The following is a 16,761-nucleotide window of genomic DNA, read 5'->3' on the forward strand; positions in this document are numbered from 1 at the left end:
CGATGTGCGGCATCGCCGGAATTGTGTCGCTGAGCGCCGCCGCGGCGCCCCCTTCCCGTGATGCGCTGATGCGCATGGTAGGCACACTGGCGCATCGCGGCCCGGACGAGCGCGGTCTTTACCGGGACAAACGTGCGGGATTGGCGCATGCCCGTCTGTCCGTCATCGATCTCGCCAGTGGCCAGCAGCCACTCGCTGGCGCGGGCGACACAATGTGGATCGTCTTTAACGGCGAAATCTTCAATTACATCGAGCTGCGACAAGACCTGGTCGCGCTCGGTTTTCGCTTCCGCACACGCAGCGACACGGAGGTCATCGTCCATGCCTATCATGCCTGGGGCGAGGCCGCCTTCGAGCGGATGAATGGGCAATGGGCAGTCGCCATTTGGGACTCCGTGGCGGGTCGACTCGTCTTGTCGCGGGATCGGTTCGGCATCTGTCCGCTGCATTTTTGCGAGCACGGCGGACGGCTTTACTTCGCCAGCGAGGTGAAGGCCATTTTCGCGGCCGATGCGGATATACCCCGCGCCTTCGATCCAGCCGGCATCGATCAGACTTTCACGCTCTGGACCGTCGTGCCGCCACAAGGCGTGTTTGGAGGAGTAAGCGAACTCACTCCAGGGCACATTCGCATTTATGACAGTGGCATCGTTCGCGAGCGGGCTTTTTGGAAGCCAAGCTATCCAGAGGTTGACGGACCCGGCGATGACGAATTCGCCGGTTCACTTGATGACGCGGTGGAGGAAGTGCGCGGCGCCCTGGAAGCCGCTACGGCGCTCAGGATAGTACGCGCCGACGTGCCGGTCGGCTGCTATTTGTCCGGCGGGCTCGACAGCTCGCTGGTCGCCGCGCTTGGAAGACGCTTCGCCGGCGGGCGCTTCCAGACTTTCTCCCTGCGTTTTGCCGACGCCGAGTATGACGAGACTCATTTCCAGCGCCTGGTTGCCGGCGTCGCGGGAAGCGAGCACCATGAGGTGGTTGTTTCGCGCAGCGATATCGCTGGCATCTTCCCTGAGGTGATCTACCACACCGAGCGGCCAATCCTCAGGACCGCGCCGGCGCCGCTGTTCCTGCTATCGAGACTGGTGCGTCAGCATGGCATCAAGGTCGTGCTGACCGGCGAAGGGGCCGACGAAATGTTCGCCGGCTACGATCTGTTCCGCGAGGGCAAGGTCCGCCGTTTCTGGGGACGCCAGCCCGCCTCGACGCGGCGCTCCCGGCTGCTGGAGCGCCTCTATCCCTATCTCAGCCGCTCGCCGGTGCAACAGCAGGCGATGGCACGCCAGTTTTTCGGGCGCGACATCCACGCCCATGACGCACCTGGTTTTGCGCATGGCACGCGCTGGCGTACCACGAGCGCTATCAAGCGGCTGTTTTCGGCAGACATGCGGGCCCAAACGGAGCGCCGCAACGCCGTGTCCGAGCTGCTTGCCCGCCTGCCGGCGGAGTTTTCGCGATGGGGCTCCCTTGCGCAGGACCAGCATATCGAGATCCAGACGCTGATGTCGGGATACCTGCTTTCATCGCAAGGGGACAGGATGCTCTTGGCCCATTCCGTCGAGGGGCGCTTCCCATTCCTCGATCATGAACTCGTGAGGCTCGCGAATTCGCTTCCGGCCGCCTATAAGCTGCGCGTGCTCGATGAAAAGCATGTTCTGAAGCGTGTGGCGCAACCGATTGTGCCGTCGGAAATCGTCACTCGCAAGAAGCAGCCCTACCGGGCCCCCAACGCGCTTTGCTTCGTCGCCGATGGCGCTCCGGCCTATATTCGCGAAGCACTTTCGGAGGCGGCGCTGCGCGAGGCAAACGTCTTCGATCCTAAGTCGGTTGCCCGTCTCCTGAGCAAGTGCCAGGCCAGCGCCGGCGGCGCCGACCTGTCCAACTCCGACAATATGGCGCTGGTCGGGGTGCTGTCGACGCAGCTTCTTCATGAGCAATTTATCGCGAGCCGACCAAGTGGAGCTCGCACGCTCAAGCTCAGCGTCGATATCGACCGCGAGCATCGCGCAGAGGTGCTCGCATGATGCATGGCGCCGTACCGCTCCTGCACGACTATCTCATCCACTCTGCCAGCCGGCTCGGCGGGAAGGTGGCCCTGGTGTGCGGTAATCAACGTGTCACCTACGGCGATCTCGATATGCGCTCGAACGCCATAGCGCATCATTTGAGCCAGGCCGGAATCGCGCGCGGCGATCGGGTGGTGATCTTCGCCGACAACACTGTCGAGGCCGTCGTCGCTTTCTGGGCCGTGCTCAAGGCCAACGCCGTGGTGTGCATCGTCAATCCACTCACCAAAAGCGACAAGCTTGGTTATCTGCTCAACGATTGCCGCCCGACGGCACTGATCACCGACAACCACCTGCATTCGATTTTCAGGGAGCCGGCGCGGAATTGCCCATCGTTGCGCTGCATGATCGTCTCCGGGCCGATCGAACGCGACGACCTGCAAGAACTGCCGCATGCTGTGCGCTGGGAAACTGCGGTCGCGGCAGCCCGCAGCACGCCGCCCGCGCGCCGCTGCATCGATATCGATCTTGCTGCAATCATTTATACGTCCGGCTCGACGGGCGAGCCCAAGGGCGTGATGCTGACGCACCGAAACATGGTTGCCGCGTGCGCCTCGATTTCCTCATACCTGGCGCTTGCTGAAGACGAGGTGATCCTCAACGTCCTGCCGCTCGCCTTCGACTACGGCCTGTACCAGATGATCATGGCATTCGGCGCGGGCGCCCGGCTGGTGCTTGAACGCTCGTTCGCCTTCCCCGCGCAGATCCTTGGGCTGATCAAGCAAGAAAGGGTGACGGGCTTTCCCGGCGTACCGACCATCTTCGCCGCACTCGGGGAGCTCAAGTCTCTCAGGGATCAGGATTTTTCGAGTATTCGCTATGTCACGAACACTGCGGCCGCTCTGCCGCTCAAGCACATTCTCCTGCTTCAGGAGCTATTTTCTCGTGCCCGTATCTATTCGATGTACGGCCTTACCGAATGCAAGCGCTGTACCTACCTGCCGCCGAAGGATCTCGAGCGAAAGCCGTTGAGCGTCGGGATCGCCATCCCCAATACGGAAATGTGGATTGTCGACGAGCATGACAGGCGGGTCGGCCACGGTGTCGTTGGCCAGCTCGTCATCCGCGGAGCGACGGTGATGAAGGGTTACTGGGGCAAGCCGGAGGCGACGGCCAGGAAGCTCAAGCCCGGACCGCTGCCGGGCGAGCAGGTCCTGTACACCGGCGATTACTGCCGGATGGACGCCGAGGGCTACCTCTATTTTGTCGGTCGCGGCGACGAGATCATAAAATCGCGGGGCGAGAAGATAGCGCCGAAGGAGGTGGAAAACGTGTTGATGGAGATTGCGGGCGTACGGGAAGCCGCGGTCATCGGCGTTCCGGACGAGTTGCTTGGACAAGCAGTGAAGGCATTTGTCGTGATGGAGCAAGGAAGCATGATCGGTGAAAAGCAGTTGCAGAAAGAGTGCCAGAGACGACTGGAAAACTTCATGGTTCCAAAGTCGATCGTCATCGTACCCAGTCTGCCGATGACCGACACGGGCAAACTCAAAAAAACCGCCCTGTCATGAGTCGGTATCAGGGCGAAGTTGATCAGCATTCATTTTTGTACCGGAGGCGAAATCAATGTTGTCTACCAAGGATAGAACCGATACCTGCAGCGATCAAATTCGCGCTTTCCTGGCGTCGAATTTCTATATAGCCGATCCAGAGAGCCTGGAGAGCGACACCTCGCTTCTCGACCAAGGCATCGTGGACTCGACGGGGGTGCTCGAGGTTATCGGCTTCATCGAGGAGACCTTCGGCATCACGGTCGAAGACAGCGAGCTGCTGCCCGAGAATCTCGATTCCATCGAGGGAATTGCGCAATATGTCATGCGCAAGAGAAACTGATTTGCCGACATCTCGCGCAACTCTGTTTCAAGTCCCCGACCGTTTCCGGTTGCGACAGCGCGTCTAGGCCTGTCGCGACGGCGGTGCTTACGCCTGCGCCTTCGTATGCCCCACAACCACCCTGCCCTCGCCGGCCTGGTTGGTGACTGCCCGGATACTCTCATAAGCCTTGGAACGCTCGAGCAAACTCATGACCTGCCGGTCCTGGCCAAGCCCAACCTCGAAAAGCAGGATGCCTCCGCGCCGCAAATAACGCGGCGCGTCCTTGAGCACTCGCATATGGATGCTCAGACCGTAGGGTCCGGCTGCGAACGCTTCACGCGGCTCGAGCTCGACCAAATGCGAACGATCGCCCTCGAGCCGTTTTTCCGAAATATAGGGCGGGTTGCAAACGATCACGTCGATCGTGCCGTCAAGCTCCAAGCCGGAGAAGGCGCCGAACAAGTCGCCCTGAAGCACCGTTACCCGCTCCTCCATATCAAGATGGGTGACGTTGCGGCGCGCGACCTCCACGCATCCGTCGGTAAGATCGCTTGCCCACACGCGCGCGGTGGGAGCGTGGTGCGCGATGGCGCACGCCAGATTGCCCGCCCCACAGCACATGTCGACAACGCGAGGCACCGGCAAGTTCAGTTGGCTCAGAACATCGAGAGCGGCGTTGCCGAGCAGTTCCGTTTCCGGCCGAGGAACAAGCGCACCGGGCGAGACCAGCAGCTGCAATCCCATGAAGGTGCTGCGGCCCCTGCCGTAGGCGTCGGCAACATTGATCTCTTCGCTCACGACACTCGCCTCCCCGTTTTAGCCGGCGTTGGTGGCCGACAATTGCGTTCCGATGAAGTGTATCTCAAAACCGTTTAACTCTCGATCGACAAAATCAAAACCCATCCGTCCCCAGACGCTTCGACGCCTTGATGCTACAAAGATGACCATAAGCTTCTGCGCTGTGTCATGATTAGGAATATCTCCTTACCAGACCCGGTTATCCCCAGCCTGGCGAGCCAGTTGCCGAATTCTCAGCCTGGCGTCACGATTTTGCTACATTTTAATCAAAGAAGGCACATATGTAAGCAATTCGTAATGTTCCAGCAGCGAAGGGCGGAGCTGCTGCTTCCCGGAAGGTTAAAGTTTGTCCCTCATCGAAAGAACCGACGAGATTGCGCGGCAATTTCGCGTCAAAGAGCGCATATCATGAAGTCAACCAAAGGGCGCTCGCTCGATCTACGATCCGCGATGTTCGGCTGTGTGCACGGCCTCGTTGGCGTAGGCGTTTTCTCCGCATTGATAAATATCCTCGCCTTGACCGGCTCCGTCTACATGCTCCAGGTCTACGATCGCGTGCTGCCTTCGCAGAGCGTGCCGACTCTTGTCGGATTTACAGTCGGGATGCTGGGACTTTACGCGGCCTACGGGCTCCTCGATTTCGTGAGGCTTCGCCTGTTGGTCCGCATCGGCAGCCGCCTGCATAGAAATCTGCAGCAAAAGGCGTTCGCAGCCTCGCTTTCCCTGCCCCTCGTTGCCGGGCCGGATGCGAACCGGGTACATCCGCTTCGTGATCTGGACCAGCTACGTGGCTTTCTTTCCGGACTGGGGCCGACAGTCTTATTCGACGCTCCCTGGATACCATTTTATATGGTGGTCATCTATCTGCTGCACCCTGCGCTTGGCGTGCTGGCAACGCTCGGCGCATGCGCCGTTGTGCTTTTGACGGTGGCTGCGGAGATCATCGGCCGCAAACCTGCGGCTCGTGCGTCTGAAACACTCGTTGCGCAGCGGCTTCTGGCCGATTCCGGCCGCCGCAACGCAGAGGTTGTTCAGGCTATGGGCCTGTCCGCCCCGCTTAGCCGGCGCTGGAACGAGGTCAGTCATCTTTATCTGAAGAACCAGGAACGGCTCTCCGACGTCGTTGGCGCAGCGAGCTCACTGTCGAAGACGCTCCGAATGGCCTTGCAATCATGCGTGCTGGGGCTTGGTGCCTACCTCGTGATCGGGGGCGAGGCCTCGCCGGGTGTGATCATAGCGTCGTCCATATTGCTGGGCCGCTCACTGGCGCCGGTCGATGTGGCGATCGCAAATTGGAGAGGGTTTCTGGCAACCCGCAAAAGCTATTCCGAGCTGGCGGCAGCGCTGGATGCTTTTGATAGCCAGCAAGAGCCAATGGAACTGCCACGCCCAAAGGCGGAGCTTGCGGTCGAGGAATTGACGGTCGCGCCACCAAGTCTGCAGAAGCCAACAATCTTCAATGTAAGCTTCCGCTTGGCGAGGGGCGCAGGGTTGGCGGTCGTCGGCCCGAGCGGCTCCGGCAAGACCACGCTCGTGCGCGCTTTGGTCGGGGCATGGAAGCCGCTTCGAGGAACGGTAAGATTGGACGGCGCCTCGCTCGATCAGTGGAATTCAGAGCTGCTCGGCATTCATATTGGCTACCTGCCGCAGGACGTTGAGCTGTTCGACGGCACGATCGCCGACAACATTTCAAGGTTCGGCGGCAAAAGCGACGCAAGGGGCGTGTTGGCAGCTGCCAAAGCTGCGGGCGTGGACAAGATGATCATGCGTCTTCCGCAGGGTTTTCAAACACGCATCGGAGAAGGCGGCGCAGCCCTGTCGGCTGGGCAGAGGCAGCTCGTCGGACTTGCCAGGGCACTTTACGGTGATCCATTCCTCGTCGTTCTTGACGAACCAAATTCCAATCTGGATGCAGACGGCGATGCTGCTTTGGCCGGCGCGATCCTGGCAGTGCGTCAGCGCGGCGGTATCGTGATCGTCGTTGCGCATCGCCCCTCCGCTCTCGTCAACATCGATCAGGTACTCGTCCTGTCGAACGGGATGCTCCATTCGTTCGGTTCGCGCGAAGACGTTCTGGCAAATGTGATCCGGCCCTTCCCGCGTCCGGACAAGCCAAACATTGTCGTTCCGCTGCAGCACGGTGCAAGCGGGCATGCGTGAGGTATTGCTTAGTGTCTAACGTGACCATGTCATCATATGCTGCGGTCGCTGGCGAAGGCCAGCCGACCGGGGCGAAGCCAGAGCCGGATGGCATTAGAGCCAATTTACCCTGGGGCAATCTGCTCCGGAGCCTGGCAGAACATTCTCGTTCCGCTGCACAGAGGTGCAGCCGGGCATATGTGAGGTATCGCTCTACTGTTACCGTGTCGCCATACGCCGCGCCCGGTGGCGAAAGCCGTTCGTTGGAAACGAAGCCGGATCCGGATGGCATCCGGGCCAATCTGCTCTTGGGCTTGGCAACCAGCTTGCTGTTGATCTTTGGCGGAGGGCTGTGGTTGGGATTGACCAAGATTGCCGGCGCGGTGATTGCGCCTGCAACTGTGGTGGTCGAAAGCAACATAAAAAAAGTCCAGCATCAAACCGGCGGCACCATCGGCGGAATCTTCGCGCAGGACGGCGATCACGTGAAGGCCAGCGACGTGTTGGTCAGGCTGGACAACACATTGACCCGAGCAAACCTGCAGATAATCACCGAGGACCTCAATCGAGCCACCATTCGTCTGGCCCGGCTGGAAGCCGAGCGCCAGGGTCTGCCGGAAATGCAGATCCCGCCTGGCCTTCGGGTTCAAATGGGTGACCCGCAAGTGGCGGCGCTTGTCAGTGGCGAACGTGCCTTGTTCGAAAGCCGTGCTGCGGCGCTGGCTGGCCAGAAGGCACAATTGCAAAGCCGCGCGAAGCAGCTGGAACGTCAGATCGATGGCCTCAAATCGCAGCAGTCTGCGACGGATGAGTCTCTGGATCTGCTGACCAAGAACCTTGCTGACGTCGAATCTCTCTACGCAAAGAAGTTGGTCTCCAAGGAGAGGTTGAGCACTGTCAGCCTGGAGAAGACCCGGACTCGCGGCGAATCGGGACGCCTTGTCGCAGCGATAGCGGAGGTACAAGCTCACATCAGTGAAACGGACCTGCAGGTGCTTCAGCTCGACGAACAAATGCGGAGCGACGTGACCAACGAACTTCGCGAAACGGAAGCCAAGCAGACCGAACTCAGTGAGCGCAAGGTGGTGGCCGAAGACGAGCTCGGCAGGACAGACATTCGCGCCCCGCAATCAGGCACGGTACAAGAATCCTCGGTCCACACCGTCGGAGGCGTGATTGGCGCCGGAGAGGTGCTCATGATGATTGTGCCCGATTCCGACAACCTTGTCGTAGACGCTTCCATTCCTCCGTCGCGCATTGATGAGATCCATCCCGGACAGCAGGTGTCGATCCGCTTTCCGGCGTTCGACGCCGGCACTACACCGGCTTGCGAAGGCTCGGTCAACCGCGTCTCCGCAGATCTGATCAAGGATCAGCAACGTCAGCTTTCCTATTTTTCGGCGCGCATCGATGTCGAGAACGAAGCGACCTGCCTGACAGGAGAGAAAATCCTCAAACCGGGCATGCCCGCCGAAGTCCATATAAGAACCGACGAGCGCAGTGTCTGGTCCTACTTGATGAAACCTCTTACCGACCAATTTTCCAGAGCTTTCAGGCAGTAAGCGGCTGCCAACCCAGTGGCGGCCGCTTGGCTCGAGGCGCAGCCGATCTATCGGATCGCCGCGCTCTCGAGAGCGCTGCTGAACCTTACCTCGATCGTGTCTCCTGGCATGACCTCGGTGTCTTCTTGGGCCGGCTGTTTCCGCCATTCTTCGCCGACCCTGCGAACGATCGTGACCTCGGCTTGGATCGTCTCACCGGCAACCGGCAACGGCAGGGCGGCAGCTCCCGTGGGCTGCAACTTCTGGCTGGCGGCGCGAAGTCTTGCATTGATGTCGGCAAGACGCACATTGGTATCTTTCAACTCAGTCAGCAGACCTATCCTTCTTTGGTTGTCATTGCGTTCGTGCTGTCTGGCAAAATCAGCCTGCTGACGTCGTGCTCTCATAAGTTCAACCGACGTTTCGAGTGCCCGGCTGGAAGAGAGTACCAAAGCGCGCCGGACGTCGGCGAGCCGGTTATTGGTGAGATTTCCGGACTCGAACGCTTTCCTTACGCGCGCCAGCTCGTCTTCGTCCGCCTTCACGCCATCCGCTTCGGCCTGCTCGCGTTTGAGCAAGGTCTCGGTTTGTGCAGCGGCATCCTTGCCACTTTTATCGAGAAAGCTCTGCTCTTGCTGGAAGTTGTCCAACGAGAGCTTCAGCCCTTCTGCTTCGGCCTGGGCGATCGCCGATGCAAAAACTGCCGGCAAGGGCGATCCTTGTGGTGGCTGCATGTCGAAGCTCGATTTGCCCTGAAGTTCGGCGCGAATGCGGGCGCTGTGATAGTAGTCTCTCGTGTATTCCCCCCAAAGCGATTCGTAATCGCGCCGCAGATCCACCGGATCGGGGCCAACCTGGTTTGCCCGGGACCGCAAAAGGCTGAAACCACCTGACACGGCAATCGCCTGCCGCACGGTCATCAGCGGCCGGTAGGCCTGCTGTCCGGGAGTGAGCACATCCCCTGTCACATAGATCGGCCGATATTCTGCGACCACGGCGGTCACGTCTGTCGGCTTGATGACGATCATTTGCTCCCGCCCGTCAGGCAGACGATGGTGGAATATCTTGGTTGGCAGGATCGTCTGCATGCGTGTTTGCAGTTCGGCCGGGCTTAGGCCGCCCACCGAAACCATCCCGACTTCGGGAAGCGCGATCGTGCCGTCCATCTGGACCACGGCACGTTGCGTTCGCTCCGGGATGGAGGCAATTCCTATCTCGACGGTGTCGCCGGCGGAAAGTCGATAGGCGACCTGCGCTTCCGCTGCAGCGGCCGTATCCATGGCAGCCAGCATGCCGAGCACGACAAGAAGGATTCGGTTAACAAGGACCATTGGTGACAATCTCCTTCTGGTTCGAATCCAGCGACAACTGCGGAGCCAATCCACCCAGGCGAAAGCTCATGTCATGTAACCCATCTCATGGCGCACCCGGCCTTCGCTGAGGCGTCCCTGCCACCATCCGATGGTCCGCTCCAACCCTTCGCGCAGGCTGGTCTGGGCGCGCCATCCAGTCTTGCTTTCGAGGAGCGAAGAATCAGCCAGCAAGGCACGCACCTCTGAATTCTGCGGCCGCAGGCGGCGCTCGTCGCGGTGAATTGGTTTCTTGCAGCCACTCAACTCGACCACCAGATCCAATATGTCCGAGATCGTCACGGCGCGCTGGCTTCCGGCATTGTAGGCATGGCCAAATTCGAGCTCGGCCGAACCTGCGGTCAAAAACGCCGCCGCAGTGTCTTCCACGAAAGTAAGATCGCGGATCGGGCTGGTGTCTCCCACCATGATCGCCGAGCATTTCTTGTCGAGAGCCTGACGTATGATGGTCGGTACGATGGCTCGCTCGCTCTGGCGTGGGCCATACGTATTGAAGGGCCGCATGATGACCACGGGGACGTCGAACGATCTGGCGTACGACTCCGCCATCATGTCCGCACCGATCTTGGATGCCGAATATGGTGACTGTCCCTGCAACGGGTGTGATTCGCTGATGGGCATTGTCAGCGCGGTGCCATAAACCTCGCTTGTCGAGGTGTGCACCACCCGCTCCGTCTCCCATTGCCGCGCCGCTTCGAGGACGTTGACCGTGCCCAGGATGTTGGTTTCTACATAGGACTGGGCCGCGGCATACGAATATGGGATCGCGATCAGTGCGGCGAGATGAAACACCACCGCCTGGCCACGCACGATCCGGTTAAGGAACGCGCTGTCACGAACATCACCGCGGATGAGGTTCAGCTGGCTTCGAATGGTGTCCGGCAAATCGTCCAGCCAGCCGTGGCTGTCGAACGAATTGTAGAGAGCCAGCGCAGTGACGTCCGCGCCGCTACGGACGAGTGCTTCGGTGAGATGCGACCCGATGAACCCATCGGCACCGGTAACCAGAACTTTCCTGCCCTTGTATGCCATGACCCAAGCGTTCCCCCTATGACGTGAGGCACTGACTTTGCAAATCCACGAGAGCGCGGGTATTCCACCTGCTCTCACGTTCCGATCGGCGGCGGCGAAACGACGCCAAGCACCGCCAGCAAGCCGCGCACCATCCAGACGACATCAGAGACGATCGTGCGCTGCGGATAATAGGAAAGGTCGAGCCTGGCCTTGGCAGGAAACAGAACCTGGCGGTAGAACAATAGCGGGTCCACGGATCGCGGATAAAAATGCGCTTCATTCCGGAAGAGAACCTGGGCCGGACCCAACAAGCCTGGCTTGTATTGTAAAATGTCCTCAAAGCCCCCACGAAAACAATCGGCAAAGGCAAGGCTCTCCGGGCGTGGACCGATGATTGCCATCTCGCCTCTGAAGACATTCCATAGCTGCGGCAGCTCGTCGAATTTGGTGGCGGCGAGGAACCGCCCGATTGGCGTCATGCGGCTGTCATCGGCCATGGTCAGCGCCAGGCCACCGGGATCGCATCGCACTCTGAATTTGCGGAATTTGTACATGCGGAATGGGCGAGCACCGGCCCCGACGCGGGTCTGCGTAAAGAAGATTGGCCGACCGCCTTCCAGCAGCAGCGCCAGGGCAATCAGCAGCATCAGCGGAGCGAAGACGATCGCCGCGGCTGCAGCAATGACGAGATCGATTGCTCGTCTCACAGCCCCATGGGCGGCGCTCGAGACGTTAGGACGGTGAATGGCTAGGTCCAGGGCATTCATGCGGCTGTTCCTGTCTGAGCGCAGTTATTGACCGCCGCGGCAAGAGCGACCACTACCGTTTCGACCAAAGGTGCGGTGATCTGCGGATGCAGCGGTACAGTGAGTTCGCGCTGGGCGAAATCTTCCGTGCGCGGTAAATGAGTACCGGGAATGAGCTCACGATAGAGCGTCATCTGGTGCACCGGCGGGTAGTGGATAGTGGTTTGTATCCCTTGCGCGCGCAGTGCGTCGATGACGTCTTGCCTGTCGGCGTAACGCGGCAAAAGGATAGGCATGATGTGGTAGGCCGACGTCCGCGGCTCGTGGAACGGGATGGTCACGGCCGGGCAATGCTTCGCGATGAGACGGCGATACAGCATCACCAGGATACGCCTGATCTCATTCCACTCCTGAAGATTTTGCAGCTGGACCAATCCGATCGCAGCCCGCAATTCATCCATGCGATAATTGAATCCGAGCATGGTGACATCATACTGCGGGGTGCGGCTGTTCAGCCTTTGACGTGTCCCGGTGGTCATCCCATGTCCACGCGCCTGGCGGATCGTCTCGAGCAGACCGGCATCCCTGGCAATCACCGCCCCGCCTTCCGCCGTGGTCATGTTCTTGTTGCCGTAGAAGCTGAAGGCGGCCGCGGCACCAAATGTCCCCACCTCCTTCAGGCCGGGCGCATGCGCCGCGTCCTCGACGATATGCAGCCCACGGGCACGGGCGAACTTCTGCCATTGTTCCCGATCGGCGAGGTAGCCGGCGAAATGGACGAGAATGACTGCCTTGGTGCGGGCCGTGCATTTCGCTTCGGCTTCCGCGATGGACATCAGCGGCACATCGGCCGACTCGATGTCGACGAAAACGGGGGTCGCACCAACATAGAGGACCGCATTTGCGGTCGCCACGAAAGTCAAGGATGGGACCAGCACCTCGTCGCCCGGGCCGATACCAAGTGCGTGCAAAATGAGATGAAGCGCTGCGGTACAAGAACTGACCGCGACGCAATCCTCCGCACCATGCACGTCGGCAAAGGCTTGTTCGAAGGCTCGTACCTGCTCCCCCATGGTCAGCCAGCCGCTGTCGATGACCTTGGTCAAAGCAGTCTTCTCCGGCACACCCAAGATCGGGGCACTGACCAAGAGCATCACAACCTCCTAGACTGATAACTGTGGGAACCGCGCTGGTGACTTCATCATGCAGCCGTCGCAGTGACCTCGATCGAGGCCGACTGGTCTTCCCAGGAAATGGTCTGTGCGTTCTGAAAGTCGTCGACGCGCCCGATATCGAGCCAGAGACCTTCATGCTTGTACACGTGCACGGTTGTGCCGTTCTGCATCATCTGGAGCATCAGGTCGTCGAACCCAAAGGGTATGCCGGACGGGATGAACTGCAGAACGTCTGGATTCATGCAGTAAATCCCCATGCTGACCAGATGCGACAGCGTCGGTTTCTCGCGAAAGGTCTGCACGGTATTGTCGACTTCGTCGATGACGCCGAAATCCATCTTGATCAGGCGACAGGCTGTTGCGATCGTCACTGGATCGGTGTGCTTACGGTGCGCTGCTACAAATCGACTGAGGCTTAGATCCGTAAGGACATCGCCATTGAGAACGATGAATGGCTCCGTCAGTTCGTCCCTGATCAAAGACAATGGCCCGATGGTGCCCAGCGGCTCCATCTCCTGCGTGTATCGAATTTTCAGGTTCCACTGCGAGCCATCTCCACACACGGTGCGGATCAAGTGGCCGAGATACCCGGTTGTAATATAGACTTCCTGAATACCGTTGCGTCGCAACCATTTCAGAAGCATCTCGAGAACCGGCCGTGCACCGATCGGCATGAGCGGCTTCGGCAAGATCGAAGTGAAGGGGCGGAGGCGTGTTCCCATTCCACCACATTGAATCACCGCTTTCATCCTAGTCCTCCCTTGTTCATTCGGCCTGAACGCCATCGTCACGGGCCGGTTATCCTACCCTGGTCAGCACCCGGGAAACGCGTTCTTGTCCCCTCAGAAGAACCGGTGAGATTTCCCGTAGAAGACCGGTGAGATTTCCCCACCGATCCCTGATCCGGACATTGCATCTGGATGGTATGTGGCCGTCGGGGTGGATGTCGTCGTGCATTCGAATGGTAACAATTCAGCCGTTTTGCTGTTCTATACCTACAGACCTATGGCAGTGCTGAACGACCAGCCGGTCTGTCAGCTTTCCAAGAGGTCAGAACACATGTTCGACGACGTTCGGCGGGTTTCGCTCACAAGGGGCAAAAAAAGAGGAGCGTTTCCCGTCATTTAAGATTATATTAGAAATCTGGCGTTTGCGGCGTTGGGGTGCCGCGGCGTCGGCTGGATGAATCGACGAGTGAATGGCTACGACTTTCAGGCCCATCACCGTTCAATCCATTCAGATACGCGTTGGGGTAGTTCAATGTATCGAATCGTCATCGCCGACGATCACGGCTTGTATCGTCGTGGCTTGCGATTGGCACTGACCGCAGGCATTCCAGGTGTGGAGATATTTGAAGCGTCTTGTTTCGACGCGGTGCTCAGTTTGCTGGCAGAGCAATCGTTCGTGGATCTTGCGATCCTGGACCTGAATATGCCGGGCCTGTTCAATCAGGAGGTGCTCGGCGGGATCCTGTCCGCCTATCCGGACACGCGATTTGCGATCGTTTCCGGAAACGATTCACGCTCGGAAATACTCACGGCTCTTTCGATCGGGCTTCACGGCTACATCGTAAAGTCGCAGACGGACGAAGAGGTCGTTTTGGCTGTCAATGAAATCCTCTCCGGCCGCATCTATGTTCCTGCACTTCTGTCACGCCCGGGTGCAACGCAAACAACCCACGCGCATACACACTCCGAGAAAGGCCCACAGCGACGTACCACAGGCCTCAACCTTGGCAGGCTGACCTCGAGGCAAAAGGAAGTCCTCAAGCTGATGGCGGAAGGCTATTCAAACAAGGAAATTGCTCGCGACCTGGAAATCGCAGAGGCGACCACGAAAATCCACGCTGCTGCGGTCCTGCGTGAGTTGGGGGTACGCAATCGGACAGAAGCTGCGGTTATGCTGAAGACATGGCTTTCGAGACATGCCAGCTAGAGCGCCGCGCGTCCTTTTGGACATGCAAACGGCGCCCAAGCTTTCATGCATATACTGCATATACCGAAACTGCGCTGCGGCCTTTGGCCAACGACATCCCTGGAAAAGAACCTAAGCGCATCTCCAAGGCCATTCAGCGCGACGCGTCTTTTAGGTATCTGCTTTTCGATCGGAGCACTGCACTAGGATCCGATTTCCTTGCGTGACAGCCGCAGCGAATACCGCAACCCGTGGTCAGTCATTTCCAGTTTGGGAGAGTGACCGACGAGCGGCGCTCCATCTACTCCGATTATCATGGAACCGAAGCCATGACGGACTACGCTCGAGGTCCGCCGCCGTCCCGATTCCACCCACTCGAACACGATCTCACTGCCTGTGTCTTCAGGTGCAAATGTCCAGCTTACGTCGATCCGGCCTTTTGGATCGCCAAGCGCTCCATATTTCATGGAATTGGTGGCAAGCTCGTGGACGATCATTGCAAAACTCTCGGCGGCCCCTCCCGACATCACCACGGAAGGACCGCTGACCGATATGGCGCGTGTTCCCATATATGGTTGCAACTCTTGAGCAACGAGATCGTTTAGCGCCCCCGATACGCTGCCGTTGCGTGAAAGAAGCAGATGGGTTGCCTCGAGCGCGCGTATCCGGTCGATCAGCATTTCCTTGTATTTGGCAACATTGTTTCCAGGAACATCGACCATTTTCACGAGCGCCGTGATCACCGCGAAAACGTTGCCGAACCTGTGGCGTTGTTCGAGCATAATGCGCTCCCGCTTCTTTGCCGCGGCGCGCAGCAGCGTGGTTTGTCGTCTCTCGCTCAGGTCGGCAGCCACTCCAAGCCGCTGTCCTCCATCATCATGTCCTTCCTCCCTTCCGCGCAGGGCAACCCAGCGGATATGCCCGTCCGGTCGGCGGACGCGTATCTCGACATCGTAATTCATGACCGATGATGCGGACTTTCTCGATGCCGCCAGCTTTGGCCAGTCCGCCGGATGAACGACAGCTGATAGTTCCTCCAAACTGCGGCTATTGGCCTGGGCCAAGCCGAGAACGTCCCAGAACGTGTCCGAGCCTGTGACTGTCCCGTCTTTAAGGTCGATCCGCCACGTGGCCAAGCGTCCAGCAGACAGAGCGAGGTCTAGCCATTCCTTCTGAGCCCGAAGCGCTTCGTGAACAGCTCGTCGTTCCGAAATATCGTCGACCACCACGAAGATGCTCTCCGAGAGTCCCCCCTCGGGCACGGACGAAGAAAGCGTTAGCCTGGCCCAGAATGCCGTACCGTCCTTTCTTAAAAGACGGACCTCCGAAACGAACGAAGCAATGTCGTTGCCTAGGCCCGCCAACAATTGCGCCAAGGTGTCCCGGTCGTTCGGGTGGGCGAGCGTATCGAGCTGCAATTGGGAAAGCTCCTCCTCCTTGTACCCGGTCATCTCACAAAGGCGTCTGTTGGATTGCAGCAACTCACCTTTCTCGTTGGTGTTCGCGAATCCCATGGCAGCACGTTCGAAGGCCCAACGATAGCGGCTTTCGGTCGCCTCGACGGCAGCGAGCCTGGCCTCCGCGACTTCCAGCAGCTCACGCAAGTCCTGCCGCAGGCGATGGAACGTCATGGCAATCACCCCACCCGAAACCAGAAGCAGGATTGCGCGTGCCCAATCGCCATTTGAAATCTGATCGTATCCTCGCGCCCAAAGGCCGACCGCCACCATCAGAATGGTCGCAGCGAGCGCAGGCGCACGATCTTCGAGATAAGCGATAATAATAATAGCCGGAACAAATTCCAGAAAACTGGCGCCTTGCCCAATATAGGCTGACGATTTTATTTCAAATATCAGTGTGGCAGCTAGTACGGATGCAGAGGCAATATGAGTTAGCAATCTGCCCGACGGGTTCGAATTCGACCTGCGCGACTGCGAGCTCATGGACACAGACTACAACCTTCTGACTAGCCCGTCGAGACTAGAGCAAAAAACGTACAGCTTAGTACCACTGCCGGATTGCCATACCGCTATCATAGCGCGCATTTTATCGGATGCAGCAGGGGCTATGAGCTGCCTTAGAACTGTCAGATCATATTGAGTTTTCAAGGTGGTGATGAACACGTTATCCGTCAGCGCATAGAAGACTAGAATCCATCTAAACATAAAAGACTATCCGAATCC

Annotated in this window: 13 protein-coding genes; 6 read left to right on the top strand and 7 right to left on the bottom strand. The window is 59.0% G+C overall.

Annotated features, from left to right (window positions below):
* Positions 1-2 precede the first annotated feature (2 nt).
* Genes asnB through NKH43_RS03045 form a run of 3 tightly spaced genes read left to right on the top strand, consistent with a single transcriptional unit; the run spans position 3 to position 3,899 of the window.
* Positions 3-2,024: an asparagine synthase (glutamine-hydrolyzing) gene (gene asnB / locus NKH43_RS03035; protein WP_352856524.1), complete on the top strand. Its 2,022-nt coding sequence runs from the start codon at positions 3-5 to the stop codon at positions 2,022-2,024.
* A complete protein-coding gene (locus NKH43_RS03040; protein WP_352856526.1) occupies positions 2,021-3,577 on the top strand; it encodes a class I adenylate-forming enzyme family protein in 1,557 nt (518 codons plus the stop codon). Before asnB ends, NKH43_RS03040 begins: the two co-directional genes overlap by 4 nt.
* A gap of 55 nt (positions 3,578-3,632) precedes the next feature.
* Positions 3,633-3,899 carry an acyl carrier protein gene (locus NKH43_RS03045; RefSeq protein WP_023718550.1) on the top strand — a complete coding sequence of 89 codons (267 nt, stop codon included), beginning with the start codon at positions 3,633-3,635 and terminating at the stop codon, positions 3,897-3,899.
* A gap of 87 nt (positions 3,900-3,986) precedes the next feature.
* On the opposite strand, the gene NKH43_RS03050 is transcribed toward NKH43_RS03045, so the two are convergent.
* Positions 3,987-4,679, bottom strand: a complete 693-nt coding sequence (locus NKH43_RS03050; protein ID WP_023718551.1) for a N5-glutamine methyltransferase family protein — start codon at positions 4,677-4,679, stop codon at positions 3,987-3,989.
* 408 nt (positions 4,680-5,087) lie between these two features.
* On the opposite strand from NKH43_RS03050, the gene NKH43_RS03055 reads away from it, so the two are divergent.
* Together NKH43_RS03055 and NKH43_RS03060 are read left to right on the top strand one after the other, a co-directional pair.
* Positions 5,088-6,839 (top strand): type I secretion system permease/ATPase, encoded by a 1,752-nt coding sequence (locus tag NKH43_RS03055; RefSeq protein WP_023718552.1) that lies wholly within the window; start codon positions 5,088-5,090, stop codon positions 6,837-6,839.
* A 242-nt stretch (positions 6,840-7,081) separates the two neighbouring features.
* Positions 7,082-8,380 carry an HlyD family type I secretion periplasmic adaptor subunit gene (locus tag NKH43_RS03060; RefSeq protein ID WP_352856528.1) on the top strand — a complete coding sequence of 433 codons (1,299 nt, stop codon included), beginning with the start codon at positions 7,082-7,084 and terminating at the stop codon, positions 8,378-8,380.
* Positions 8,381-8,427: 47 nt separating this feature from the next.
* Here the strand turns inward: NKH43_RS03060 and NKH43_RS03065 are convergent, their stop codons facing one another.
* From NKH43_RS03065 to NKH43_RS03085, 5 genes are all read right to left on the bottom strand, one after another.
* Positions 8,428-9,690, bottom strand: a complete 1,263-nt coding sequence (locus NKH43_RS03065) for a polysaccharide biosynthesis/export family protein (protein WP_023718554.1) — start codon at positions 9,688-9,690, stop codon at positions 8,428-8,430.
* A gap of 66 nt (positions 9,691-9,756) precedes the next feature.
* The gene (locus tag NKH43_RS03070; protein ID WP_023718555.1) at positions 9,757-10,761 is read right to left on the bottom strand and encodes an SDR family NAD(P)-dependent oxidoreductase; all 1,005 of its coding nucleotides are present in this window, start codon (positions 10,759-10,761) and stop codon (positions 9,757-9,759) included.
* 74 nt (positions 10,762-10,835) lie between these two features.
* Positions 10,836-11,510, bottom strand: a complete 675-nt coding sequence (locus tag NKH43_RS03075) for a sugar transferase (protein WP_031193846.1) — start codon at positions 11,508-11,510, stop codon at positions 10,836-10,838.
* A complete protein-coding gene (locus NKH43_RS03080; protein WP_352589439.1) occupies positions 11,507-12,643 on the bottom strand; it encodes a DegT/DnrJ/EryC1/StrS family aminotransferase in 1,137 nt (378 codons plus the stop codon). The genes NKH43_RS03075 and NKH43_RS03080 overlap by 4 nt, the downstream gene beginning before the upstream one ends.
* Positions 12,644-12,690: 47 nt before the next feature.
* The gene (locus NKH43_RS03085) at positions 12,691-13,413 is read right to left on the bottom strand and encodes a nucleotidyltransferase family protein (protein ID WP_031193847.1); all 723 of its coding nucleotides are present in this window, start codon (positions 13,411-13,413) and stop codon (positions 12,691-12,693) included.
* A 511-nt stretch (positions 13,414-13,924) separates the two neighbouring features.
* On the opposite strand from NKH43_RS03085, the gene NKH43_RS03090 reads away from it, so the two are divergent.
* Positions 13,925-14,599, top strand: coding sequence for a LuxR C-terminal-related transcriptional regulator (locus NKH43_RS03090; RefSeq protein WP_352484593.1), 675 nt, complete (start codon positions 13,925-13,927; stop codon positions 14,597-14,599).
* A 182-nt stretch (positions 14,600-14,781) separates the two neighbouring features.
* Here the strand turns inward: NKH43_RS03090 and NKH43_RS03095 are convergent, their stop codons facing one another.
* Positions 14,782-16,521: a sensor histidine kinase gene (locus tag NKH43_RS03095; RefSeq protein WP_352856531.1), complete on the bottom strand. Its 1,740-nt coding sequence runs from the start codon at positions 16,519-16,521 to the stop codon at positions 14,782-14,784.
* Between the last annotated feature and the right edge of the window lie 240 nt (positions 16,522-16,761).

This window comes from Mesorhizobium sp. M1163, assembly GCF_040318415.1.
Lineage (GTDB): Bacteria > Pseudomonadota > Alphaproteobacteria > Rhizobiales > Rhizobiaceae > Mesorhizobium.